22 protein-coding genes and 1 pseudogene are annotated in these 22,955 nt (G+C 71.5%); 13 read left to right on the top strand and 10 right to left on the bottom strand.

Features of this window, described 5'->3' with window-relative positions; translation table 11 throughout:
* Window positions 1-46 precede the first annotated feature (46 nt).
* Together ACH4ZA_RS18160 and ACH4ZA_RS18155 are read right to left on the bottom strand one after the other, a co-directional pair.
* On the bottom strand, window positions 47-961 hold the full coding sequence (locus ACH4ZA_RS18160; RefSeq protein WP_398430282.1) for a hypothetical protein: 915 nt from the start codon (window positions 959-961) through the stop codon (window positions 47-49).
* 118 nt (window positions 962-1,079) lie between these two features.
* Complete coding sequence (locus ACH4ZA_RS18155; protein ID WP_398430281.1) at window positions 1,080-2,195, bottom strand: ROK family protein; 1,116 nt, start codon at window positions 2,193-2,195, stop codon at window positions 1,080-1,082.
* 48 nt (window positions 2,196-2,243) lie between these two features.
* On the opposite strand from ACH4ZA_RS18155, the gene ACH4ZA_RS18150 reads away from it, so the two are divergent.
* Both ACH4ZA_RS18150 and ACH4ZA_RS18145 read left to right on the top strand, forming a co-directional pair.
* Window positions 2,244-3,341: a Gfo/Idh/MocA family oxidoreductase gene (locus ACH4ZA_RS18150; RefSeq protein ID WP_398430279.1), complete on the top strand. Its 1,098-nt coding sequence runs from the start codon at window positions 2,244-2,246 to the stop codon at window positions 3,339-3,341.
* Window positions 3,341-3,847 (top strand): heme-degrading domain-containing protein, encoded by a 507-nt coding sequence (locus ACH4ZA_RS18145; RefSeq protein WP_398430277.1) that lies wholly within the window; start codon window positions 3,341-3,343, stop codon window positions 3,845-3,847. Before ACH4ZA_RS18150 ends, ACH4ZA_RS18145 begins: the two co-directional genes overlap by 1 nt.
* A 220-nt stretch (window positions 3,848-4,067) precedes the next feature.
* On the opposite strand, the gene ACH4ZA_RS18140 is transcribed toward ACH4ZA_RS18145, so the two are convergent.
* The 3 genes from ACH4ZA_RS18140 to ACH4ZA_RS18130 all read right to left on the bottom strand — a co-directional run bounded on the left by ACH4ZA_RS18140 (window position 4,068) and on the right by ACH4ZA_RS18130 (window position 6,188).
* Window positions 4,068-4,925: a fumarylacetoacetate hydrolase family protein gene (locus tag ACH4ZA_RS18140; RefSeq protein ID WP_319276432.1), complete on the bottom strand. Its 858-nt coding sequence runs from the start codon at window positions 4,923-4,925 to the stop codon at window positions 4,068-4,070.
* Window positions 4,926-5,062: 137 nt separating this feature from the next.
* Window positions 5,063-5,773, bottom strand: a complete 711-nt coding sequence (locus ACH4ZA_RS18135; protein WP_319276431.1) for a YidC/Oxa1 family membrane protein insertase — start codon at window positions 5,771-5,773, stop codon at window positions 5,063-5,065.
* 97 nt (window positions 5,774-5,870) lie between these two features.
* Window positions 5,871-6,188 (bottom strand): DUF6412 domain-containing protein, encoded by a 318-nt coding sequence (locus ACH4ZA_RS18130; RefSeq protein ID WP_398430274.1) that lies wholly within the window; start codon window positions 6,186-6,188, stop codon window positions 5,871-5,873.
* A gap of 160 nt (window positions 6,189-6,348) precedes the next feature.
* Between ACH4ZA_RS18130 and ACH4ZA_RS18125 the strand changes: the two genes are divergently transcribed.
* The 3 genes and pseudogenes from ACH4ZA_RS18125 to ACH4ZA_RS18115 form a co-directional block, all read left to right on the top strand.
* Window positions 6,349-7,107, top strand: coding sequence for a hypothetical protein (locus ACH4ZA_RS18125; protein ID WP_319276429.1), 759 nt, complete (start codon window positions 6,349-6,351; stop codon window positions 7,105-7,107).
* The gene (locus tag ACH4ZA_RS18120) at window positions 7,100-7,492 is read left to right on the top strand and encodes a GntR family transcriptional regulator (protein WP_319276428.1); all 393 of its coding nucleotides are present in this window, start codon (window positions 7,100-7,102) and stop codon (window positions 7,490-7,492) included. Before ACH4ZA_RS18125 ends, ACH4ZA_RS18120 begins: the two co-directional genes overlap by 8 nt.
* Before the next feature lie 209 nt (window positions 7,493-7,701).
* Window positions 7,702-8,448 (top strand): annotated as a pseudogene (locus tag ACH4ZA_RS18115) (DUF817 domain-containing protein); the annotation flags it as partial.
* A gap of 39 nt (window positions 8,449-8,487) precedes the next feature.
* Here the strand turns inward: ACH4ZA_RS18115 and ACH4ZA_RS18110 are convergent.
* A complete protein-coding gene (locus tag ACH4ZA_RS18110) occupies window positions 8,488-9,366 on the bottom strand; it encodes a class E sortase (RefSeq protein ID WP_398430272.1) in 879 nt (292 codons plus the stop codon).
* A gap of 288 nt (window positions 9,367-9,654) precedes the next feature.
* Between ACH4ZA_RS18110 and ACH4ZA_RS18105 the strand changes: the two genes are divergently transcribed.
* Together ACH4ZA_RS18105 and ACH4ZA_RS18100 are read left to right on the top strand one after the other, a co-directional pair.
* Entirely contained in the window at window positions 9,655-11,130 is a 1,476-nt protein-coding gene (locus ACH4ZA_RS18105) for a glycoside hydrolase (RefSeq protein WP_319276426.1), read from the top strand.
* A gap of 88 nt (window positions 11,131-11,218) precedes the next feature.
* Entirely contained in the window at window positions 11,219-12,256 is a 1,038-nt protein-coding gene (locus ACH4ZA_RS18100; RefSeq protein ID WP_398430270.1) for an SEC-C domain-containing protein, read from the top strand.
* A gap of 11 nt (window positions 12,257-12,267) precedes the next feature.
* Here the strand turns inward: ACH4ZA_RS18100 and ACH4ZA_RS18095 are convergent, their stop codons facing one another.
* Entirely contained in the window at window positions 12,268-13,047 is a 780-nt protein-coding gene (locus ACH4ZA_RS18095; protein ID WP_398430268.1) for an SDR family NAD(P)-dependent oxidoreductase, read from the bottom strand.
* 206 nt (window positions 13,048-13,253) lie between these two features.
* On the opposite strand from ACH4ZA_RS18095, the gene ACH4ZA_RS18090 reads away from it, so the two are divergent.
* Window positions 13,254-16,331, top strand: coding sequence for a DUF3427 domain-containing protein (locus tag ACH4ZA_RS18090; protein ID WP_398430472.1), 3,078 nt, complete (start codon window positions 13,254-13,256; stop codon window positions 16,329-16,331).
* A gap of 16 nt (window positions 16,332-16,347) precedes the next feature.
* Here the strand turns inward: ACH4ZA_RS18090 and ACH4ZA_RS18085 are convergent, their stop codons facing one another.
* A complete protein-coding gene (locus tag ACH4ZA_RS18085; protein ID WP_398430266.1) occupies window positions 16,348-17,010 on the bottom strand; it encodes an ATP-binding protein in 663 nt (220 codons plus the stop codon).
* 200 nt (window positions 17,011-17,210) lie between these two features.
* Here ACH4ZA_RS18085 and ACH4ZA_RS18080 point away from each other — a divergent pair, with 200 nt between their 5' ends.
* From ACH4ZA_RS18080 to ACH4ZA_RS18060, 5 genes are all read left to right on the top strand, one after another.
* Entirely contained in the window at window positions 17,211-18,056 is an 846-nt protein-coding gene (locus ACH4ZA_RS18080; RefSeq protein ID WP_398430264.1) for a helix-turn-helix domain-containing protein, read from the top strand.
* On the top strand, window positions 18,056-18,253 hold the full coding sequence (locus tag ACH4ZA_RS18075) for a DUF397 domain-containing protein (RefSeq protein WP_398430262.1): 198 nt from the start codon (window positions 18,056-18,058) through the stop codon (window positions 18,251-18,253). Before ACH4ZA_RS18080 ends, ACH4ZA_RS18075 begins: the two co-directional genes overlap by 1 nt.
* A 195-nt stretch (window positions 18,254-18,448) precedes the next feature.
* A complete protein-coding gene (locus tag ACH4ZA_RS18070) occupies window positions 18,449-19,084 on the top strand; it encodes an RNA polymerase sigma factor (RefSeq protein WP_398430470.1) in 636 nt (211 codons plus the stop codon).
* A complete protein-coding gene (locus tag ACH4ZA_RS18065) occupies window positions 19,081-20,244 on the top strand; it encodes a CU044_5270 family protein (protein ID WP_398430260.1) in 1,164 nt (387 codons plus the stop codon). The genes ACH4ZA_RS18070 and ACH4ZA_RS18065 overlap by 4 nt, the downstream gene beginning before the upstream one ends.
* Before the next feature lie 107 nt (window positions 20,245-20,351).
* On the top strand, window positions 20,352-20,654 hold the full coding sequence (locus ACH4ZA_RS18060) for a hypothetical protein (protein ID WP_319276409.1): 303 nt from the start codon (window positions 20,352-20,354) through the stop codon (window positions 20,652-20,654).
* A gap of 30 nt (window positions 20,655-20,684) precedes the next feature.
* Here the strand turns inward: ACH4ZA_RS18060 and ACH4ZA_RS18055 are convergent, their stop codons facing one another.
* Both ACH4ZA_RS18055 and ACH4ZA_RS18050 read right to left on the bottom strand, forming a co-directional pair.
* A complete protein-coding gene (locus ACH4ZA_RS18055; protein WP_398430258.1) occupies window positions 20,685-21,722 on the bottom strand; it encodes a hypothetical protein in 1,038 nt (345 codons plus the stop codon).
* A gap of 90 nt (window positions 21,723-21,812) precedes the next feature.
* Entirely contained in the window at window positions 21,813-22,775 is a 963-nt protein-coding gene (locus ACH4ZA_RS18050) for a GlxA family transcriptional regulator (RefSeq protein WP_398430256.1), read from the bottom strand.
* Between the last annotated feature and the right edge of the window lie 180 nt (window positions 22,776-22,955).

Raw genomic sequence — 22,955 nt, 5'->3', positions numbered from 1 at the left:
AATGGCCGCTTCCGGGGCGTCCACCTGCTGGGACGCGCCCTCGATGTCAGCGTCGTCGACGGGCCAGCAGCAGGGCCGCTCCGGCGAGCAGGAAGCCGGCGCCGACGACGCCGAGCGCGGTGGGCGAGGACAGGCCCGTGCGGGCCAGCTCCGCGGCCTCGTCGGCGAGGGAGAGGGCGCCGGTGCCGGCGTCGGAGGAGTGAGGGGAGTGAGGGGAGGGCGTCGCCGGGGACGCGGAACGCGGGGCGGCCGAACCGGAGCCCGCCTCGGCCTTCCCCGCCGGCGGTTCGGTGCCCGGTACGGTGCCGGTGCCGGTGCCGGTGCCGACATCGGCGTCGGCGTCGGGTTCCGTTGCGGGCGGGGTGGCGGGCGCGGTCCCGACGGCGAAGCGGTAGTCGTTCGACTGCCCGACCCAGTCGCCGTCGTCACCGTGCCGCTGGACCACGGCCGCGTTGGCGGTGACGACGTTCGGGGCGGTGTCCGGCGCGAGGGCCAGCCGCAGCTTCACCGTGAGGGTCCGTCCGGGCTCCACACGGAACCCCGAGAAGCCGCCGGCCCCCTGGTCGTCGGCGAAGACGCCGACCAGCTCGTCGTCGTCGGTGGACTCGAAGCGCACCGGGTGCGCCCGTCCGCCGGCGTAGAACTCCAGGCGCGGCTGATCCGGTTTCAGGACGTGCCCCGCGTCGACCAGGACGACGACGGGGTGGACGTCGTCGCAGGCGCGGCGGGTGGTGTTGGTGAGGTCGAGGTACCAGGCGCCGAATCCGCCGCCGGGCCGGTAGGAGTCGGGGCCGCCGCGCAGACGGGTGGTGAGCGGGAAGCCGTCGGCGCCGGAGGCGGCACAACCCGGTCCGGCTTCCGCGCGCGCGGACACGGGGACTTCCGCGTGCGCGGGCACGGGGAGAAGGGCGGCGGCCGCGGCGAGACAGAGGGAGACAGGCGGGCACAGTCGCATGAACACGTGAGCCTGCACGATGATCCGACCGGACCGCTCCCGCCACACCGCAGGACCGCGCACATCCACCTCGTTCGGCGCAGGCGACCGGGGCGGCGGTGCGGGCTGCTCCCGCGCGCACCGGTCAGCCGGTCTCGTGGCCGAACAGCGGGGCCAGGAGGAGCTGGGCGGCGCCCTCCGCCACGTTCCGCGGGCCGCCGGGGGTGAGGCGCACCGGCACTGCGTTGTGCGGGGTGCCCTCGCGGCGGGCGTGGGTGTCCAGGACGGCTGCCACACCACGCAGAAAAGGCTCGGGGTCGGCCGCGACGGTCCGGCCGCCCAGCAGGACGGCGTCGACGTCGAGCAGTGAGGCGAGGTTCGCGGCGGCCACCCCCAGCACGCGCGCCGCCTCGCCCACGTCCCCCCGGGCGAGCGCGGCCAGGCACAGCGCCTCGACGCACCCCCGGTTGCCGCACGGGCACGGCGGTCCGTCCAGCTGCACGACCTGGTGCCCGAACTCCCCCGCGCCGGTGCGCGCACCCCGGTGCACGGTCCCGCCGATCACCAGGCCCGCGCCGAGACCGGTGCCCAGGTGCAGACAGGCGAAGGAGCCGCGCTCCCCGCCGACGGCGAGTCCGAGCGCGACGGCGTTGGTGTCCTTGTCGACGACGACCGGCCCCCCGAGCCGCTCCGCCAGCGCGTCCCGCAGCGGGAAGCCGTCCCACTCGGGGAAGCCGGTGATCCGGTGCAGCACCCCGTGGGTGTGGTCGAGCGGTCCGGGCAGCGCCACCCCGACGCCGAACACGGCGCCGCCCGCGCGCCGGACCAGCGCGCCGGCCTCCCGGACGACCGCCCCGAGTACCGCCTCCGCGCCCGCGCCAAGGTCCAGTGGAACGCGCCGCTCCCCCACCACGGTCCCCGCGAGATCGACCAGCACCGCCCTCAGCTCGTCCCGGTCGAGGTGGACGCCGACGGCATGACCCGCGGCAGGGATCAACCGCAGGACCGTGCGCGGCTTGCCGCCGGTCGACGCGCGCCGGCCCGCCTCCGCCGCCAGCCCCTCCTCCCGCAGCCGGGCGGTGATCTTGCTGACGGCCTGCGGGGTGAGACCGGTCCGCTCGGCGAGCTCGAGTCTGCTGATGCCGTCCTGACCGGCCGAGCGCAGCAGGTCGAGCACGAGCGCGGTGTTGTGGCTGCGCAGCCCCGGCAGGTTCACACCGGTCGGGCGGCCGCCGCCGTTCGTCCTGTTCACGTCCCCCATTCTCCCCCCTGCTTGCACTTTGGCAACAGTGTTGCGAATGTAGGGCTCATGACTGGACGCAAGACTGGCGGGACCCCTCTGCGCGTGGGCCTGATCGGCTACGGCCTCGCGGGCTCCGTCTTCCACGCCCCCCTGATCGCCGCCACCGACGGCCTCGCGCTCGACACGGTGGTCACCTCGAACCCGGAGCGGCAGGAGCAGGCCCGCGCCGAGTTCCCGGACGTGCGCCTCGCCGCCGGCCCCGACGACCTCCTCTCCCGGGCCGGCGAGCTGGACCTGGTCGTCGTCGCGTCCCCGAACAAGACGCACGTACCGCTCGCGACCGCCGCCCTACAGGCCGGTCTGCCGGTCGTCGTCGACAAGCCGGTCGCGGGCACGGCGGCCGAGGCCCGTGCGCTGGCCGCGCTCGCCGAGGAGCGCGGGCTGCTCCTGTCCGTCTTCCAGAACCGCCGCTGGGACAACGACTTCCTGACCCTGCGCAAGCTGCTGGACGAGGGCGCGCTGGGCGACGTCCAGCGCTTCGAGTCGCGGTTCGAGCGGTGGCGGCCGCTGCCAAAGGGCGGCTGGCGGGAGTCCGGCGACCCGGCAGAGATCGGAGGTCTGCTCTACGACCTCGGCAGCCATGTCGTCGACCAGGCGCTGGTGCTGTTCGGCCCGGCGGTCCTCGTGTACGCCGAGCGGGACGTCCGCCGGCCCGGCGCGGAGACCGACGACGACACGTTCGTCGCGCTCACCCACGCGAACGGCGTCCGCTCCCACCTCCACGTCTCCGCGACGACCGCCCAACTCGGCCCGCGCTTCAGGGTGCTGGGCTCGCGGGCCGGGTACGTGAAGTACGGCCTGGATCCGCAGGAGGCGGCGCTGCGCGAGGGCCTGCGGCCCGGCGGCCCGGCCGGCTCGCCCGCCTGGGGCACGGAACCGGAGGAGCTGTGGGGCCGGGTCGGCGCCGGCGATTCCCCGCCGACCGGCGGCGGACGCCCCGAACGGACCCTCCCCGGCGACTACCCGGCCTACTACGCTGCGGTGACCAAGGCACTGACCGACGGCGGCCCCAATCCGGTGACCGCCGTCGAGGCGGCCGCCGCCCTCGACGTCCTGGAGGCGGCCCGCCGTTCGGCACGAGAAAAAGTGGCGGTGACGCTGTAATGGGCACCCACGAGATCACCCCGAAGTTCACTCCGGAGATCACCCCGACCCTGGAGGAACTGCAGACCCAGGAACGCCGGCTGGTCTTCCGCCAGTTCACCCACGACGACGCGTGGGCGCTCGGCTCGCTGCTGGTGGAGCTGGCCCGCGAGGGCCAGGCGCCGGTGGCCGTCGACATCCACCGGGCCGGCCAGCAGCTCTTCCACGCCGCCCTGCCCGGCTCGGCCCCCGACAACGACGCCTGGATCGCCCGCAAGCGCCGGGTGGTGGAACGCTTCGGCGCTTCGTCGTACCTGGTCGGCGCCCGCTTCCGCGCCCGGGGGACGACGTTCGAGGAGTCCTCCCGCCTCGACCCGGACACCTACGCGGCCCACGGCGGCTCCTTCCCGATCAACGTGGAGGGCGTGGGCATCGTCGGCGCGGTGACGGTCTCGGGCCTCCCCCAACTCGAGGACCACCGTTTCGTGGTGGCGGCCCTGGAACAGTTCCTGGAGAAGTACCTGTAGAGACAGGCCCACCAGGGCGAAAGCGGCCCCCAACCCGACGGGGGCCTTGTCCCGACGGCGGGACAGGGCCTCGCCCCGACGGCCGGGGGCCTTGTCCTGACGGCTGAACAACCCCCTGAGGGGCGCGGGGAACTGCGCGGCCAGCCACCCCCTACCCGCACCCGCCCACAACCCGTTCCCGCCCCGGCCGGCCCATAACCCGCACCACCCCAGCGGAGCGCTACGCGTCGGCGAAGACCTGCCGCTGCCGTCCCAGCCCCGAGATCTCCAGTTCCACCACGTCCCCGCTCCGCAGGAACGGCTTCGGGTCGGGCTCCCCGAGGGCCACGCCGGCCGGCGTCCCCGTGTTGACGACGTCCCCGGGATACAGCGTCATGAACTGGCTGACGTACCGCACGACCTCCCCGACGGCGAAGATCTGCTCCGCCGTCGTACCGTCCTGCTTCAGCTCCCCGTTGACCCAGAGCCTCAGGGAGAGGTCCTGCGGGTCGGCGATCTCGTCCGCCGTCACCAGCCACGGCCCCAGCGGGTTGAACGTCTCGCAGTTCTTGCCCTTGTCCCAGGTCCCGCCGCGCTCGATCTGGAACTCCCGCTCGGACACGTCGTGCGCCACCGCGTACCCGCCGACGTGCGCGAGCCCCTCCTCGGCGGACTCCAGGTAGCGGGCCGTGCGCCCGACGACGACGGCGAGCTCCACCTCCCAGTCCGTCTTGACCGACCCGCGCGGGATCAGCACGGTGTCGTACGGCCCCACGACCGTGTCCGCCGCCTTGAAGAAGATCACGGGCTCGGCGGGCGGCTCGGCCCCGGTCTCCCGGGCGTGGTCGTGGTAGTTCAGCCCGATGCACACGATCTTGCCGATCCGTGCCAGCGGCGGTCCGATCCGCAGCCCGTCGGCGTCCAGCGCCGGCAGCGCCCCGGACTCGGCGGCGGCCCGGACCCGGCCGAGCGCCACGTCGTCGGCGAGCAGCGCCCCGTCGACGTCCCGGACGACCCCGGAGAGGTCCCGCAGGACCCCCTCGGAGTCGAGCAGCGCGGGACGCTCCGTTCCCTTCGCACCGACTCGCAGCAACTTCATGATGATCGTCTCCCTGGATCGCGGGCGCCCTCCGACGGGTGCAGCCATCGGAGGACTGGTCGATCGTCCAAGCTGGACGTCCGCTCCGCAATACCCGGTTCACGTACTGGACCGTCACCGCGTTGAGCTGCGCCCGGTCACCGGTAGAGGACGGCCCGTTCGACCGCGCTCCACGTCGTCGACGTGACCACGTACAGCGCGGCGGCCAGCGGGACGACGGCGACGGTGATCAGGGTGGCGTACGACATGAACGGCATGGCCTTGGCGACCACGCCGGCTCCGGGCACGTCCTGGCCGCCGGTCAGGCCGCCGGTGTCGGGCAGCGGCGTCCGCCTGGCGCGCAGGAAGTTGAAGGTGGCGACCACGGCCACCACGGTGAACAGCGCGAGGTAGACCAGTCCGGCCCCGCCGACCGGGCCGCCTGCGGCCAGCGCGTCCGCCCAGTGGTCGCCGAGGGGTGCGGCGAACAGCCGGTGGCCGAGCAGCCCGTTGCTCTCACCGCCGATCGAGGCGCTGGAGAAGAGGTGGTAGAGCACGAAGAACGCGGGAGCCTGGAGCAGGCTCGGCAGGCAGCCGGAGAGCGGCGACACCTTTTCCGCGGCGTGCAGTTCCAGCACGGCCTTCTGCAGTCGTTCGGGGTCCTTCGCGTGCTTGTCCCGCAGTTGGGCGATCCTCGGCTGGAGTGCGGTGCGGGCCTTCTGCCCACGGGCGGCCGCGCGGGACAGCGGGTGGACGAGGAGCCGTACGAGCGCGGTGAACAGGACGATCGCGGCGGCTGCGGCGGCCGCGCCGAACAGGGGCTGGAGCAGGTCGGCGAGGTGCTCGACCAGACTGGCGAAAACGGACATGGGTGAGGAGCCCTCCGGGGGTCTCGTCGTGCCGGGGACAACGGGGTTGGCGGCATGACGACCCGCGTGGGGTCACGAGGACGGCGTCGGACGTGCCCTACGCGGCGGTCGCCGGGAGGGCGCGACCGGGCGCTCGGGGGCGGGGCCGGCCGGACGCGTCCGGATCGCGCTGCGACAGGAAGGCCGTGCGCCGGGCCCGGTCCCTGATCGCCGTGCGCACCCGGGTGGGCGGAACACGGGGTGCGCTGCGCGCGGCCACGACGGTGCAGACGGTGAGCGCGGAGGAGGCGGCGGCGGTCGCGGCGAGCGCGACGGCGGCGGTGAGGCTTCCCGAGTCCAGGAGCAGGACGTCGAGGACGAGGAGCAGCAGGACGGGCATGACGGCGCGACGCGCGTCGAACCGGTTGTGCGGCATGCCTGTCCGCTCCTTTCCTGCTCACGGGAAGACGTCCGGGACGCCGCGATGGTTCCGCGGCCGCCGGGGCGAGCAGCTTGTATCAAGTGTTTGACACAAGATCCCGCTCACGGCATCTTGTACTCACCACTTGACACAAGCGTCGACCGGGGGGTCCGCCATGCTCGACACCGTCTCGCCTGAACGGCTGCTGGCGCGCGCCGACCTCTGCGCCCGCTGGGCCGGCCTGGCCCTGGGCGTCGTCGTGGCGCAGCGGCTGGGGTTCTGGGACAGCGACGACCTCGCCATGCGCTTCCTCAGCGCGGTCACCGCGTTCGGACTGTGCGCCGTCGGCGGGGTCCTGCTCGGCGACTCCCTCACCCCCGCTCCGCTGGAGGCGGTCCGCACCGCCGCCCTGACCCCGCGCCGGGTCCGGGACCACGTCCCGCCCCGGATGGCGCCGCTGCTGGCCTTCGAGGCGGCCTGCATCGCCGTCCTGCTGACGACAGGGACCCTCATCGCCTCCCCCGACGCCCACGGCCGGATCGGCCGCACCCTCACCGTCACCTGCGCCGCGGGCAGACCCCGGCTGCTCGGCCCCTGGCCCGGCCTCCACTACGCCGCCCCGGCGCTGGCCGCCCTCGCCCTCGGCACCGCCGCCTGCGTCTGGGCGCTGCGCCGCATCGCCCACCGCCCCGGCGACAACCTGCGACGCCACGACCGCAGCTGGGCGATCACCGGCGCCTGGGGGCTGCTGGTCTCCAGCCAGCTGCTGATCGTCCTCGGCATGATCGGCCGGGTGCTGTCCCGCACCACATGTGCCGGCATGCTCGGCAACATCACCGCGCTGGTGATCTACCCCTTGGGACTGCTCTCCCTGTTCACCCTGGGATGGTGCCTGTTCACCATCGTCGCGCCCCGGGCCGTCGGCGATGAGTGAGCCCGCGGTACGCGTCGACACCAGCAGCCAGGTGCCGCCGTACGACCAGATCCGCTCCCAGCTCGCCGCGCTGATCGTCACCGGCCGGCTGACGGAGGGCGAGCGGCTGCCGACCGTCCGCCAGCTCGCCGCCGACCTGGGACTGGCGCCGGGGACCGTGGCACGCGCCTACCGCGAGCTGGAGGCCGCCGAGCTGATCCGCACCCGGCGCGGCGCCGGCTCCCGCGTGGCGGCTCCCCGCGCCCGCCCCGCCCGCCCCGAACCCGGGCAACTGGCCACGCTCGCACGTGACTTCACCGCTTCCGCGCGCGCCCTCGGCGCCGACGCCGACGCCGTCCTGGCCGCCGTCCACGAAGCGCTGGAGGAGATGGGGGAGGGGGCGTAGCGGCCCCGGGCGGGAACACCGCGGCGCGGTCCGCAACCGCGCGCCCCGCCACGCGGCTCTCCATGACCATGCACCTGCACGACCCGCACGAGGCCCACGGAGCCCACGAGACGCACGAGACGCACGAGACGCACGAAACCCACGAGACGCACGAGGCACGCAAGGCACACGGGAGAGCAGCCCGCGCGGCGAGGACGTTCGCCGGACAGCTGGTGCGCTTCGGCTGGGTACAGGCACGCTGCTGCGCCTTCGCGGTCGCGCTGCTCGGCGGCATGGCCGTCTCCCGGCTGCTCCCCACCCTCCCGGCCGCCCGCTACGACCTCCTCCTCGCCTACGGCGTGCTGCTCACCGCTCTCGCATGGCTCCTGGGCTGGGAGACCCGGCGGGAGGTCGCGGTGGTGGCCGTCTGCCATGTCCTGGGGCTCGCCTTCGAACTGGTGAAGGTGCGGGTGGGGTCGTGGAGCTACCCCGAGCCCGGCCTCACCAAGATCGCCGGGGTGCCGTTGTACGGCGGCTTCATGTACGCGGCCGTCGGCAGCTACGTCTGCCGGTCCCGACGGCTGCTCGACCTGTCGCTGACCCGCTACCGGCCCCGCTCCACCGCCGTTCTCGCCGTCGGCCTGTACGTGAACTTCCTGACCCACCACTGGCTGCCGGACCTGCGGCTGCCGCTCGGCGCGCTGCTGCTGGCCGCAACGGCGGGCACGTGGGCGCACTTCACGGTCGGCACGCTGAGGCACCGGATGCCGCTGGCGCTCGCCTTCACGCTGATCGGCTTCTTCCTCTGGCTGGCCGAGAACATCGCCACCTACCTCGGCGCCTGGACCTACCCGTACCAGCTCGGCGGCTGGGAGCCCGTCTCCCTCTCCAAGTGGGTCTCGTGGGCGCTGCTGATCAGCGTCACCTTCGTCATCTGCGGGGCCCGCCGGGAACACGGGGAGCAGGAGGGTCGCCGGGAGCACGGTGACCGCGGGAACCGCCGTCGCGACGCCGCCCTAGCCGCGGGCCCACGCGGCGACCAGGACGCCCCAGACGATCAGCCGGTACCGGGAGGTGTACTCGGGCGTGCAGGTGGTGAGGGTGAGGTAGCGGCCGGGGACGCCGTAGCCGACGCCGGGCTTCGTGAGGGAGCGGGGCACGGGCCCGATGACGCCCGAGTCACGGGGTGAGGTCTGCGGCAGGACCTTGTCGACGAGGTAGGTGTAGGTGGCGTCGCGGGTCTCCACCTCCACCCTGTCGCCCTTCCCCAGACGGTTGAGGTACCGGAAGGGCTCACCGTGCGTGTTGCGGTGCCCGGCGACCGCGAAGTTGCCCTGCTGCCCCGGTTGTTGACTGCCGCTGTAGTGACCCGCGTACCCCTTGTTCAACACCTTCTGCTTGCTGGTGCCCTCGGCCACCGGCACCCGCAGGCCGAGCCGGGGAATGCGCAGGACGGCGTACGCCTGGGAGGAGCGCGGGACGCCGCCCCCGCCACCGCTCCCTGCCGACGAGCCGCCGCGGCCGTCGACGCCGGCATCGCCCCCGTCCCCGTCCCCGTCCGCGACGGACGGGTCGCCGGCGGCGGAGTCGGCGCCCGGGCCCCCCTCACCGGCGGCGCCCGGCCGCCCGTCCACCGCGCCGCTCCCCCACTGCCGTTCCAGGGCCTGCACCCCGCGCTCGGCGCCGGCCTTCGCCTCCCGGTTGGTCCACCACAGCTGGTGGACGACGAGGAGGAGCACCAGCACGCCGGCGGTGACGAGGAGTTCGGCGCCGGTCCACAGCACCCGCCGTCGCCGGGCACTCCGCCGCCGGGTGCCGTGCCCGACGACGGGGACCCGTCGGCCGAGGGGGACGCGTCGGCCGAGAGGGGTCCGCTGCCCGGGGGAAGTCCGCACGCGGGCACGATAGGGGGAAGGGGACAAGGTCTCCAGACCCGTACATACACGGACCGTCCCCGCCCCGCCCGTTCGTCCCCTCGAACCCATTCCGCCCCTTTCTCCACAGGTTTGAGAAAGGGCTGTCAGAACCCTCGACAACTCCACGGACCACACCCGATGCTTCGTGACGCACTGAGCACCGACGCATTGACGCACCCACGCACTGACGCACTGACGCACTGACGCACTCCGACGACGCCGGCGGGGACGACCGGCGGTCGATCGCTGTCATGAAGCGGAGAAGTCATGATCCGACGCAGAACACTGCTGGCGGCCACGGGCGGCGCGCTCCTCGGAAGCACCCTCGCGACGGGCACCGCCCGCGCGGACTCCACGATCGCCGTCAACCCCGCGACGACCTACGGCACCTGGGAGGGCTGGGGCACCTCCCTGGCCTGGTGGGCGAACGTCTTCGGCGCCCGGGACGACTTCGCCGACATCTTCTTCACGACCAAGTCGGTGTCCTACAACGGCAGCGCCCTGCCCGGTCTCGGCCTCAACATCGCCCGCTACAACCTGGGCGCGTGCAGCTGGAACAGCGTGGGCGGAACGTCCATGGTGGCGTCCCCCAACATCCCCCGGTTCAAGCAGATCGCGGGGTACTGGCAGGACTGGAACAACGAGGACCCGACGTCCTCCGCCTGGGACTGGACGGCGGACGCGAACCAGCGCGCGATGCTGCAGAAGGCCGTGTCGCGCGGCGCGACGACCGAACTCTTCGCCAACTCCCCCATGTGGTGGATGTGCCTGAACCACAACCCGTCCGGGGCCTCGGGCGGCGGCAACAACCTCCAGTCCTGGAACTACCGCCAGCACGCCTCCCACCTCGCGGCGGTGGCCCTGCGCGCGAAGAACGACTGGGGCGTGAACTTCGCGACGGTCGACCCCTTCAACGAGCCGTCCTCGTCCTGGTGGACGGCGACCGGGACGCAGGAGGGCTGCCACATGGACGCGACCGTCCAGGCGGCCGTCCTGCCGTACATGCGCAGCGAGCTGGACTCACGGGGTCTGACGGCGACGAAGATCTCGGCCTCGGACGAGACGAACTACGACCTCGCCCGCACCACCTGGAACTCCTTCTCCGCGACGACGAAGGGGTACGTGAACCGGGTCAACGTCCACGGCTACCAGGGCTCCGGCGGCCGCCGCGACCTGCTCTACACGGACGTCGTGACGACGGCGAAGAAGGCGCTGTGGAACTCCGAGACCGGCGACAAGGACGGCACCGGTCTCACGATGGCGAGCAACCTGCTCTACGACTTCCGCTGGCTGCACCCGACGGCGTGGGTGTACTGGCAGGTCATGGACCCGTCGGCGGGCTGGGCGATGATCCGCTACGACGAGAACACGCTGGCGGCCGGCGCGGTCACCACGAAGTACTACGTGATGGCCCAGTTCAGCCGTCACATCCGGCCCGGCATGACGATCCTCGACACGGGCGTGAGTTACGCGGCGGCGGCCATCGACAAGGCGGCGAGGCGGCTCGTGATCGTGGCCGCGAACACGTCCTCCTCGGCCCAGACCCTGACCTTCGACCTCTCCCGCTTCACGACGGTGACGGGCGGCTCGTCGGGCCTCGTCCCCCGCTGGAACACGGTGACGAGCGGTTCCGGCGACCTCTACACGTCCCACTCGGACACGCACCTGAGCGGCAAGTCGATCAGCGTGCCGTTCGCGGCGGGCGCGGTGCAGACCCTCCAGGTGGACGGAGTGACGATCTAGCGGGGCTTCCGGGCGGGCGGGGCGGCGATGTGGTCGCTGGCCTGCAGGTATCTCTCCTTTGTCGCCGGGCGGCGCTACGGTGTCACCCATGCGCCCCGACACGCCTGCCGAGAACGTCGACCACACCGCCGAAGCGGCACGCCTGGAGCGGACCGCCGGCCTGTATCCCGAGGACGCGGAGGCCCTGCTGCTGCAGGCCGCGGCCCATCTGGAACTGGCCGGCGACCGCCCCGCCGCGACGACCCTGTACGACCGTCTCCTGTCCTCCTCGCAGGGTCCGGAGAACCTGGAGAGCCCCCACCTGATCCGTGCCCTGAAGGCCTCCAACCTGTGGGAGTACGGTCATGAGGCCGAGGCCAGAGCGATCATCGACGGCATCCGCGCCGCCGCCCCCCGCGACCCGGCCCCCTGGGTGATCGTCGCGGAGTCGCTGGAGTCCCACGACGAGCTGGAAGCCGCACAGAAGACGTTCACCGAGGGCGTCACCCTGCTCCTGGCGGACGCGGCCGAGACCCCCCACTCCGCCCACCCCCTCCTCTTCGGCCGCCACCGGGTCCGGCGGATGCTCGGCGCCGCCCACGACGAGTGGGACGCGCTCGCGGACACCCTGCACTCCTCCTCCGTCTCCCTGGACGAACTCCACGACCCCAAGCGCGTCTGGTCCCTGGGCTCGGACAACCCGGCCGAACTGCAGGCGGAGATCTCCCGCCTGCGCGCCGAGCTCGGCGCATACCGGGAGGAACTGTCCCGCCCGTTCCCGGTGGCGGTCCTGCACTGGCCCACGGGAGAGCTGGCGGAACTGGTCGGGGCGTACCCGACGCTGGCGGACGAGTACCCCTCGCACGAGGAGCACCTGGCGACGATAGAGGCGTCCCTGCGCGAACTCGCCGCCTCGGGCACCGCCAACCTCGGCATCGTGACAGGCACGGTCCCTTCGTACGAGGCCTTCGCCGCCTCGGAAGGCACCTCCCCGGCCGACACCGACCTCCTCCCCCAGTACGCGACGACCCTGGCAGCCAGGGGCAGGGCCGTGGGCTGGCCGCCCGAGCGGGGGGCGGCGTGCTGGTGCGGGTCGGGGGCGGCTTACGCGGGGTGCCACGGGGTGGAAGCGGGCGCGAGGGTGTAGGCCCGGGCGTTTCAGTCGGCGTTCGGCGCCTGGGGCCGCAGCGCGTCCGAGATGGACTTGACGCCGCCGTGCGCGCTGAAGCCCCCGTCGACGGGGATCTCCGCCCCCGTGATGAAGGAGGACGCGTCACTGAGGAGGAAGACGACGAGCGGCGCGACGTCGTCGACCGTGCCGCTGCGGCCCAGAGGCGTCTCCCGGATGGTCGTCTCACGGAAGGCCGGGGTCGCGGCGGCGGTCATCTCCGTCTCGATGTAGCCGGGGTGCACCGTGTTGACCCGAATCCCCCGCGGCCCCAACTCCGCGGCCGCGACCTTCGAGACGCCCCGCAACGCCCACTTGCTCGCCGTGTAGGCCACCGGGTAGTAGCCGGTGTACGCGGTGGAGGACCCCACGTTGACGATGGACGAGCCCGGCGGCATCAACGGCGAGAGGTACTGGATGCCGAGCAGCGGCCCCGTGGTGTTCACCGCGTGCACCCGCTCGAAATCCTCCGCGCGCACCTCCCCCAGCCGGGCCCGGTGGATGACACCCGCGTTGTTGACCAGCCCGTGAACCTGCCCGTGAGTCTCCCGCAGTTCGGCGGCGAGCTCGGCCCAGTCGCTCTCACTGGCCACGTCGAGCCGCCGGCAGTCCCCTTCGGGGCGGACATCGGTGGCAACCACCACCGCCCCGGCCTGCACAAGAGCCCTGGCCTCGGCAGCGCCTTGGCCCCGGGCGGCCCCGGTGACTACTACGACCTTGCCGGCGAGGGGGTGAGCGATCTGGGGACCGGCCTGGGGGGTGGGATGCATGGTGGACAACCTAGCTTCGCTCGACGACGGCAACTGTCCCGCGATACCGAACCGGTCCTCATTGGAGCACTCGACTCCGTCGTGTCAGCGCCCGCTGTTAAAACTGTTCGTGGCGCAACTAGCGATCTAAGGGGACCCGCGTGGCTCAGCCAGGAGATCTGTCGCAACCCGTCCCGGGTGTGTACGAGAAGCTCGTCACCGAAGGCATGCAGTCACAGATCGAGCAGCTGCACGCGGCCGGGTGGAAGCCGATCCACACGGAGGTGAGTCCCGAGTCCTCACCGCATGTCCTGGCGCGCCACATCGGGGAGGCCGTAGAGCGGCGGTTGAGTCAGCTCTCTCCGGACAAACAGGTGGCCGCGGCCAACGAGATCATACGGTCCCTGGCCAGTAGCATGCCCGATCCGGAGGTGGACGCGGCCGGGACGGCCATCGTCGACGGTCCCCGACAACTTCTCGCCCTGGCCGAGCAGGAAGCTCCCGGCGTGTACGCCATCAGGCCCCTGACGCCTCTGTCCGAGACGGCACTCATCACCAACGCGCCGGACGATCCGAGCTTGGGCGCGGAGTTGCGGGCAGAGCTCGCCACCGCGGACCGCATCGATCTGCTCTGCGCCTTCGTGAAGTGGTACGGGATAAGGGTTCTCGAGGATTCACTCCGCGCCGCCAAGGAACGTGGTGTCCCGATCCGGGTCATCACAACGACCTACATCGGTGCCACCGATCGCCACGCCTTGGATCGGCTGGTGCGCGAGTTCGGTGCTGAGGTCAAGGTCAACTATGAGATCAGATCGACGCGTTTGCACGCCAAGGCCTGGCTGTTTCGCCGCAACACCGGCTTCGACACGGCGTACGTGGGCAGCTCGAACCTTTCCAAGGCCGCCTTGCTGGACGGGTTGGAGTGGAACGTGCGGCTGTCCTCGGTGGCCACTCCCAGGGTCCTCGACAAGTTCGAGGCGACCTTCGACGCGTACTGGGCGGACACGGCCTTCGAGGAGTACGACCCCGATCGCGATGGTGAGCGCCTGGCTCGGGCACTCGCCCAGGCGGGCGGCACCGGGCCTACCGGAGACATCAAGATCAGCCTCTCTGGTCTCGAGGTGCATCCACTCCCGCATCAGAAGGACATGTTGGAGCGACTTCGCGTTGAGCGCGACGTCCGTGGCCGCCATCAGAATCTGCTCGTCGCGGCGACGGGGACGGGCAAGACCGTCATGGCCGCACTGGACTACCGAAGGATGCGAGACGCACGTGGTGGGCAACTTCCCCGCCTGCTCTTCGTCGCCCACCGGAAGGAGATCCTGAGTCAGTCTCTGCGCACCTACCGAGAGGTGCTCGATAACGCCTCCTTCGGTGAACTCCTTCACAGCGGCAAGGAGCCGCGCGACTGGACGCACGTCTTCGCCAGCGTCCAGTCGCTCAACCTCCGGCGCCTGAAGCAACTCGACCCCGAGTGGTTCGACGTCATCGTCATCGACGAGTTCCACCACGCCACCGCCGAGACCTACCGGCGGGTCATCGAGCACTTCAGGCCTGCCGAGCTCCTGGGCCTCACGGCGACCCCGGAGCGGATGGACGGGTGCAATGTTCAGGACGAGTTCTTCAACGGCCGGATCGCCGCCGAGCTACGACTCTGGGAGGCACTGGAAAACGATCTCCTCTGCCCCTTTCACTACTTCGGGCTGCCGGACGGCACGGACCTGACCCGCCTCGACTGGCGTTCGGGCATCTACGACCGGGATCAGCTCGGCCGCCTCTACACAGCTGACGAAGCTCGGGCCCGCATCGTCATCAAGCAGGTCAAAGACAAGATCTCGGCTCCTGACGAGATGCGTGCGCTGGGGTTCTGTGTGACCAAGCGCCATGCGCGATTCATGGCGGAGTGCTTCCAGCGAGCTGGTTTCCGGGCAGCGGCACTCGACAGCGACTCCGAACCTGAGGTGCGCCAACAGACACTGAACGACCTCAAAGCAGGTCGCATCCAGGTGATCTTCTCCGTCGATCTGTTCAACGAGGGTCTGGACATCCCCGACGTCGATACCCTTCTGCTCCTGCGCCCCACCAACAGCGCGACGGTCTTCCTTCAGCAACTCGGTCGCGGACTGCGTCGTACGCCGAACAAACCAGTGCTCACGGTCCTCGACTTCATCGGCCAGCACCGCGCCGAGTTCCGCTTCGAAGAGCAGTTCCGGGCCCTGACCAACCTCTCGCGTAGCCGCCTGGTCGACAACATCGAGCAGGGCTTCCCGCAGTTGCCTTCGGGCTGCCAGATCATCCTGGAAGGCAAGTCCAAGGACCTCGTCCTCGACAACATTCGCACGCAGCTCAAGGCCACCATCACAACGTTGGCGAAGGAGGTGCGGGACTACAGCACCCCGCAGCTGGCCGACTACCTCCGGGAGAGCCGACGCGATATCCAGGAGCTCTACAAGAGCGACAACTCCTGGACCAAGGTCTTGCGTAGAGCGGGGTTCATTCGCGAGGACGAGTCGTCGGGCGAAGCTGAGCTCCTCAAGCGTGTTCACGCCTTCCTGCACGTCGACGACCCGGACCGGATCCACGCCTATCTGCGTCTAGTCGCCGACGACGCTCCAGATTACGACTCGTTGTCTGAGCAGGACCAGGCATACGCCCGCATGCTCTTCTTCAACCTGTGGGACAACGCGGGCGGCTTCTCCAGTTACCGCCAAGGCCTTGAGTCGCTGCGCGGCCAGACGTCACTGCGTGACGAACTCGAGCAGGTCCTGTCGTACGCCATGGAAGAGGCTGACCACTTGCCCCTCCCCCTGGAGGGTTCGCTGGCTCCCATCCCGCTGAAGATCCACAGCTCCTACAACCGCTCCGAGATCCTCTCTGCGTTGGGGATCGCCAAGTTCGGCGGCCAGATGCCGCGCGCCTTCGGACAGGGGGTGCGATGGGTGGAGGAATTCAACACCGATGCCCTTCTGATCACCCTGGAGAAGAGCGAGCGGGACTTCTCGCCGACCGTTCGTTACAAGGACTACGCGCTCAGCCCGACCCGCTTCCATTGGGAGTCTCAGAGCACCACTCCGGCGGACTCCGCGACCGGACTGCGGTACCAGCACCACGCAGAGCGGGGCAGTCACGTCCTGCTCTTCCTCCGCCGTTACACGACCAACAGCATCGGCAAGCCCGAACCTTGGATGCTTCTCGGGCCGGCCACCTACGCCGGGCACACCGGCAGCAAGCCCATGGCGATCACCTGGGACCTCCAGCACGAGCTTCCTGCCGATGTGAGCTCCTACGCATCCATCACGAGCTGACCGATCTGCTCGCGTTTCAGGCAGAGCTTCTGGCTTCTGCCTCGAAGTGCGTCTGCACCCGGTCGAGGAAGTCGTCTGCGTCCCGACCGTGCGTGTGAAGCCAGTGGAGGAGGTCGGCGATGACGTCGATCGCCGCTTCCTCCGCTCGGGCCAAGCTCAGCCGCCGGGAGCCGACGGACGCGGCGTCCGGTGTCCCCTCTCCGCCTGAGACGGCCAACAGCCTTTCGGTTCTCCTCGTGTGGGGATCGTCGTGCGCCGAGGGCGACAGGCTCGGCGCAGTCTCCAACTCGCACCATGTGACTTTCCGATCGGCGTGGGGCTCAACGCCCCAGCGAACGGCCATGGCGTCGATGAGAGCCATCCCGCGGCCGTGCTCGGATTCAGCTCCCGCCTGGAGCAGGGTGGGGAGAGCGCGTGTGTCCGGGTCCTGCATCTCGATCCGCACATGGCCACCGTTCATGGAGACCGAGAGGGTGGTGGGCGTACCCGGACCCACGTGCGTGATGACGTTGGAAAGCATCTCGGTCACGCAGAGTTGAGCGGCCTCGAGCACTCGGGGGACCCCCCACAGCCCTAGGTGGAGGCGCATCAGCCGCCGTAGTGCCACTGCCTCCTCCGGTTCCGCTACGAAGGCAATGCTCCACGGCTTCCTCAGCGCGCGCTGGTCGTTGTGCACCACGGCGAGACCTCCCGACAGGATGCCGATTGCTCCATGCAATCGGACACATACTGAGAGTTGCATTGAAACTCCCAAAATGGAACTCTCATCTCGAGCGGGAAGGAGTGCGAGGCTCGGGAAAGCGCCCCCGCGCACGCCGTCTTGTCTCCGCGCTCCAACAACCAGCACGATCTATCCGATCCACACGAAGGGCCTCGGACATGGCAATTGGACCCACCACCCGCAGACGCCAACTCGGTGCCGCCCTACGTCGTCTGCGCGAAGCGAAGGGACTTCCCCTGGAAGAGGCGGGCGCACGTGTGGGGATCTCCAAGGCGACTCTGAGCCGTTACGAGACGAAGGAGGGCGTCGTCAAGTGGCCAGCGGTCGATGCCCTGTGCCGCGAGTACCAGGCGTCCGAGGAAGAACGGCTGGCCCTGGTCGAACTCGCCAAGGGAGCCAAGATCCAGGGTTGGTGGCGATCACTGGCAGACCCCATCCCGGACTCCATGAATCTCATGCTGACACTAGAGGACGAGGTCGTCCGCGAGGACCACTACGCCTGCATGTACATCCCGGGCCTCCTCCAGACGCGCGCCTACGCCGAAGCCGTACATCGGGCCTCGGAGGTGCAGTGCTCAGAGCAGGAGGTTCAGCACATGGTCGACATCCGCATGAAGCGGCAGGAGCTACTGGACCGGGAGGAGCCGCCCCACCTCTGGTGCGTGGTCGATGAGGCGGCACTACGACGCAGAGTGGGCGGCGACAACGTCATGCGGGAACAACTCCGTCACCTCGTGGGGATGTCCCGACGGTCCCATGTGACGGTCCAGGTACTGCCGTTCTCCAAAGGGGCACACGCGGCGGCCGTCGGCAGCTTCGCCGTCCTCCGGGGCCCGACCCGAGAGCTGGACGTGGTCTATGTGGACATCATCGGCGGCGGCCTCTTCATGGAGAAGCCGCAGGAACTGGAGCGCTATAGGTTGGCGTTCGAGTACCTCAGCGCGCAGGCACTCGACCTGGAGTCTTCAGCGGAGATCATTGACCGCATAAGCAAGGAGTCCTGATGACCTCGCTCTCCCCGCACGAGTGGTTCAAGTCCTCCTACAGCGGCGGCAGCGGGACCGAATGCGTTGAGTGCATGCGAGGGGAGGGCGGCGCCCTTGTTCGCGACTCCAAGCAGGAAAGCGGACCGCTCATAACCGTGCAGCGTCAGGCGTGGGACTTCTTTCTGAGCGCCCTTCAGCGGGGCGACTGGGCCTGAGCGGTGGCACCAGCGTCCCAGTGACACCGACGTGGAGACGCTCGCGGTCGAGCAACAGGCGGACCTCGTCGCCGGGCGGATTGGTCCCGGCCCCACCCGAATGTGACCGACGCCACGGGAACCGGGCGCCCCCGGTGGAGAGGTCCATGTGTGAGGTCCAGCGGAGAGATCGAAGAGGACGACGACGGGCGTCGGTTGCGGGCGCGGGTGCGGGGTGGGGAGCGGGAGGCGTTCGCCGAGCTGTACGAGCGGTACGCCACCGTCGTCTACCAGCATGCCCTGCGGTTGACCGGGAACTGGGCGGTGGCCGAGGAGGTCATGTCGGAGACGTTTCTCGCCGCTTGGCGGGGGCGGGAGGCCGTGGAGGCGGACGGGGGGTCGTTGCGGCCCTGGTTGTTCGGGATCGCCACCAACAAGGCGCGCAACGCGGACCGGAGTCTGCGGCGGCGGCTGGCGTTCCTCGCGCGGCGGGCCGAGGCCGTGGCCGGGGGCGAGGAGGTCGTAGGGGATTTCGCCGAAGCGCTCGTCGGGCGGATCGACGACGCGCGACGGCTCGCCGAGGTGCGGCGGGTGCTGGGGCGGTTGCGGCGGCACGAGCGGGAGGTCATCGCGCTCTGCGTGTGGGGCGGCCTCGACTACGCGCAGGCCGCCGAGGCGCTCGGGGTGCCGGTGGGGACCGTCCGGTCACGGTTGTCCCGCGCGCGGAAGCGGCTGCGGGAGATCGTCGAGCGGGAGGCGCTCGCACGTAGGAAGGAACCCCGCTCGCGTCGCGGAGAGGTGGAGAGTGAGACCGCGTTCGCGGTCCTGCCCATTCAGGAGGAGGCCCGATGAACTCCCCGGAGGAATTCGACGAACTCACGGAGCTGACGCGGCTGTTGCCCGCCGACCCCGTCGAGCGGGGGCTGCCGCCTGAGCGTCACTCCCACCACAAGGATCTACTGATGCAGCTCATCGATCGCGACGCGGCGGCCACGCCCACGCCCTCGGACACGGACACGGACACGGCCGCGGCTCCGTCCCGGTCCCGGCGTCCCTTCCCGCCCCGCCGCCTCTCCCGGCCCGCGCTGCTCGCCGCGTGCGTCGCCGTCGCGGTGGCGGCCACGCTGACCGTGGGACTGGCCGACGGGCGGCAGGAGGCGGGGCGCGGGCACAGCCCGAGCGCCGCGCCGGACACCGGCGGGCATGACGGTCGCGGCACCGGCGGTCGCGGCACCGGCGGGCGCGGCACCGGCGGGCGCGGGGCGGTCGTCACGCTCGACCGGATCGCCGCCGTCGCCCTGCGCACGGACGTCGATCCCGTGCGGGACAGCCAGTACGTGTACGTGCGCACCCGGGTCGCCGAGAACGAGGCGGACTGGGGGCAGCCGGTGCGGCCCGGGTCCCTGCACGACCGGGAGACGTGGTTCTCGCAGGACCGCAAGCCGCTGACCGAGTACGGCATGACCCGCGAGAACGGGGAGGACTACCCGATCAGGATCCTGGTGCCGGAGGGCTCCGCGGGCGAGGCGGCCGGCATCGACCGGCCCACCTACGCCTGGCTCGCCTCCCTGCCCACCGATCCGGCCGCGCTGCTGCGGCGCGTCTACGCCGAGACGCCCGTCGAGGACGGCGAGGACCGCGACCAGGCCGTGTTCGACCGGATCGGCGGGCTGGTCCGGGAGCAGGTCATGCCGTCCGCCACGGCCGCCGCGATCTACCGGGCCACCGCGCGGATTCCCGGCGTGACCGAGGTCGACGACGCCGTGGACGCGGCGGGCCGGCACGGCATCGCCATCGCCCGGGAGGACACGAGGATGGGTCTGCGGACCGAGTGGATCTTCGATCCGGGCACCCTCGAGTACCTCGGCGAGCGGACGGTCCTCAGCCGGAACTCCGCGATGGGCACGGCGGGGACGGTGTTCGACACACGGGCCGTCCTGGAACGGGCCGTCGTCGACCGGAGGGGACAGGAGCCGGGGGGCTCGCAAGGTCCGGGTGGCGGCTCGCGATAGCCGGAGGCCGTTCCCGCTCCCGGCGACGGGGCTCGGGCGTCGGGTGGCGCGGCGGGCGCGTTAGCCTCGGGGGCGGGTTCGGTGATCAGGACGAGGAGGCGGCAGACATGGCGAAGGTTCCCAGTGCGGTGATCGCGGCGGGCGGGCTGGTCGGCGGGTACGGGGTGGCCCGGTGGACGCGGCAGCGGCCGCTGGGCGGGGCCGTCCTCGCCGTGGCGGGGGCCGCGGCCGCGCAGCAGTGGCGGCGGCAGGCCGGCGGGAAGGCCGCGGGGGCGCTGAGCGCCGCGTACGTCGCCGCCTTCGCGGCGTCGCATCCGCTGGCGAAGAGGGTGGGCGCCTGGCCGTCGGTGTTCGGGGTCGCGGGGGCCGTGGCGCTGGCCTCCTGGGCGGTCGCCGACCGCCGCGGGTGAGGTGCCGCGCCGCCTCACCGCCGGGCCGCCTCACCGCTGGTTCGGTGCGTGTGGCGGGTATTGCGGCTGTGGCGCGTAGGCGGGCCCGGGGAGGTGGCCCGGGGCCTGAGGGTAGGTCGGACCCGGGAAGCCGGTACCGCCCGGTGCGTACGCGGGGACCGGTGTGTACGTCGTCGGCGGCACCGGTGCGTACGGCGTCTGCGCCTGCCCCGGCGTGTGTGCCGGGGCAGGCGTGTACGTCGGTTCCGGGGTTCCGCCCCGGCCCAGTGCCGAACGCATCGTCACGCCGTAACGGCGTCTCAGCCGCCGTATCTCCCAGGCCGACAGGGCCGTCACCGAGAGCGGGCCGCCGAGCAGGAAGGCGAGGCCGACGAGCGGCGGGGCGGCCACTTCGGGGCCGTCGGAGTAGCTCAGCGCGAACAGCGCCCACACCAGGAACGGTGAGATCAACGCGGGCAGCAGATCGTGGACGTCGCCGACCCGGAAGCAGGAGTTGAGCGCGAACACCCCGGCGGCCAGCGTGAACACCGCCACCACGGCCAGGACGAACGCGCCGATGAGCATCACGATGACGAACACCAGGAACGACGCGAGCCAGGCGAGGTTGCCGGCGGCGCGGATGTCCGCCCACGGGATGATCTCCGCGTGCAGCAGCCTCACGCCCAGCAGGACGCCGCCGCCGCACACGCCCACGCCGAGCGCGATGACACCGAGCGCGGTGCCGGGGCCGGTGAGACGCCGGACGTAGACGCCGCGCAGCGAGGGGCGGGCCATGCCGATGAAGACGCTCAGGGCGATCGCTCCGGCGACCAGGGCGATCCCGCAGCCGACGACGACGTCCGTCACCTTGCCGAGGAGGATGTCCTGGCCGCTCTCGGCCAGCGGGTAGGCGAACAGCAGTCCCGCCGACGCCACCACGCCGGCCCAGGTGCGAGCGGACTGGAGGCGCTGGACGACCGGGTCCCCGACGCGGTCGGGGCGGGACGCGGCCGCCAGCGCGGCGGCTGCGGCGAGCGGGCCGGGCGCCGAGCGCACCCTGGACGACAGAGTGGAGCGACGGGTGTGCACGGTGACGTCTCCCCCGAGTACGTGACGGTGGTTCACGTGTTCGCACGTGCCACGGCGGGACACCCTATCCGAGCCCTGACCGCCCGGTGGTCACGCCCCCGTCGGCCTCGACCGGAACGCCTGCCGGTAGCCCTGCGGGCTCGTCCCGACGATCTTGCGGAAGCACTCCCGGAACGTCGTCGGGGAGGCGAAGCCCGCCTGGGCGGCGACCCGTTCGACCGGGTAGGCCGTCGCCTCCAGCAGGTACTGCGCGCGCCGCACCCGCGCCCGGTGCAGCCAGCGCAACGGCGTCGTGCCGGTCTGCTCGCGGAAGCGGCGGTTGAGGGTGCGGGTGCTCATGCCGGCCCGTTCGGCGATCCGGTCCAGCGTCAGGTCGTCGCCGCAGTGGTCCTCCAGCCAGGACAGCAGGGGTTCGAGGGTGGCCCCCGCGGGCGCCGGAGCCAGGTCGTGGACGATGAACTGGGCCTGGCCGCCCTCGCGTTCGAGCGGCATGACCGACATCCGGGCCGCCTGCGCGGCGATCGCCGAACCGTAGTCCTTGCGGATCATGTGCAGACACATGTCCAGGGCCGCCGCCGCACCGGCCGAGGTGAGGAACTGGCCGTGGTCGACGTAGAGGACGTTCGGGTCGACCTCCACCTTCGGGTGGCGCTCGGCCAGTTCCCGCGCCGCGAACCAGTGGGTCGTCACGCGCAGTCCGTCCAGCAGGCCCGTCGCCGCGAACAGGAACGCGCCGACGCAGACCGACGCGATACGGGTGCCGTTCGCCGCCGCGTCCCGCAGCGCCTCGGCCACCGCGGGCGGCAGCTCGTGGGGCGGGTCGACGACGCCCGGCAGGATGATGGTGTCCGCCTCCGCCAGCGCCTCGAGCCCGTACGGCGCCCGCACGGTGAACGCCCCCGCGCCGACCTCTCCGGACGCGGACGGCGAGCAGACCCGTACCCGGTACGCCGGACGTCCGTCGGGCAGCCGCGCCCAGCCGAAGGCGTCGATCGGGGCGGACAGGTCGAACGGGACGACCCCGTCCAGGACGAGTACGGCGACGGTGTGCATGGCGCGATCCTAGGCAGCCGACGGATGCCCGCCAACCCGTGGACGCGGCGGAGCCTCGGCGCACGAAGACGACGTCGGCGCCCCGGCCGCGGGCGCCCGCACCCGCGGCACAGGCCGGCCGCAGGAGCGGTGACGGCGGCGGGGCCGGGTGACGGCGGGCGGCGGGGCCGGGTGACGGCG

This window comes from Streptomyces sp. NPDC020597 (genome assembly GCF_044335095.1).
Lineage (GTDB): Bacteria > Actinomycetota > Actinomycetes > Streptomycetales > Streptomycetaceae > Streptomyces.
This window is presented reverse-complemented; position numbering and strand designations above follow the sequence as displayed.

Coding starts and splice junctions, on each gene's coding strand:
- ACH4ZA_RS18155 (WP_398430281.1), bottom strand. CDS start 2,195: ATGGGGGACGTGAACAGGACGAACGGCGGCGGCCGCCCGACCGGTGTG.
- ACH4ZA_RS18150 (WP_398430279.1), top strand. CDS start 2,244: ATGACTGGACGCAAGACTGGCGGGACCCCTCTGCGCGTGGGCCTGATC.
- ACH4ZA_RS18145 (WP_398430277.1), top strand. CDS start 3,341: ATGGGCACCCACGAGATCACCCCGAAGTTCACTCCGGAGATCACCCCG.
- ACH4ZA_RS18140 (WP_319276432.1), bottom strand. CDS start 4,925: ATGAAGTTGCTGCGAGTCGGTGCGAAGGGAACGGAGCGTCCCGCGCTG.
- ACH4ZA_RS18135 (WP_319276431.1), bottom strand. CDS start 5,773: ATGTCCGTTTTCGCCAGTCTGGTCGAGCACCTCGCCGACCTGCTCCAG.
- ACH4ZA_RS18130 (WP_398430274.1), bottom strand. CDS start 6,188: ATGCCGCACAACCGGTTCGACGCGCGTCGCGCCGTCATGCCCGTCCTG.
- ACH4ZA_RS18125 (WP_319276429.1), top strand. CDS start 6,349: ATGCTCGACACCGTCTCGCCTGAACGGCTGCTGGCGCGCGCCGACCTC.
- ACH4ZA_RS18120 (WP_319276428.1), top strand. CDS start 7,100: ATGAGTGAGCCCGCGGTACGCGTCGACACCAGCAGCCAGGTGCCGCCG.
- ACH4ZA_RS18105 (WP_319276426.1), top strand. CDS start 9,655: ATGATCCGACGCAGAACACTGCTGGCGGCCACGGGCGGCGCGCTCCTC.
- ACH4ZA_RS18100 (WP_398430270.1), top strand. CDS start 11,219: ATGCGCCCCGACACGCCTGCCGAGAACGTCGACCACACCGCCGAAGCG.
- ACH4ZA_RS18095 (WP_398430268.1), bottom strand. CDS start 13,047: ATGCATCCCACCCCCCAGGCCGGTCCCCAGATCGCTCACCCCCTCGCC.
- ACH4ZA_RS18090 (WP_398430472.1), top strand. CDS start 13,254: ATGCAGTCACAGATCGAGCAGCTGCACGCGGCCGGGTGGAAGCCGATC.
- ACH4ZA_RS18080 (WP_398430264.1), top strand. CDS start 17,211: ATGGCAATTGGACCCACCACCCGCAGACGCCAACTCGGTGCCGCCCTA.
- ACH4ZA_RS18075 (WP_398430262.1), top strand. CDS start 18,056: ATGACCTCGCTCTCCCCGCACGAGTGGTTCAAGTCCTCCTACAGCGGC.
- ACH4ZA_RS18065 (WP_398430260.1), top strand. CDS start 19,081: ATGAACTCCCCGGAGGAATTCGACGAACTCACGGAGCTGACGCGGCTG.
- ACH4ZA_RS18060 (WP_319276409.1), top strand. CDS start 20,352: ATGGCGAAGGTTCCCAGTGCGGTGATCGCGGCGGGCGGGCTGGTCGGC.
- ACH4ZA_RS18050 (WP_398430256.1), bottom strand. CDS start 22,775: ATGCACACCGTCGCCGTACTCGTCCTGGACGGGGTCGTCCCGTTCGAC.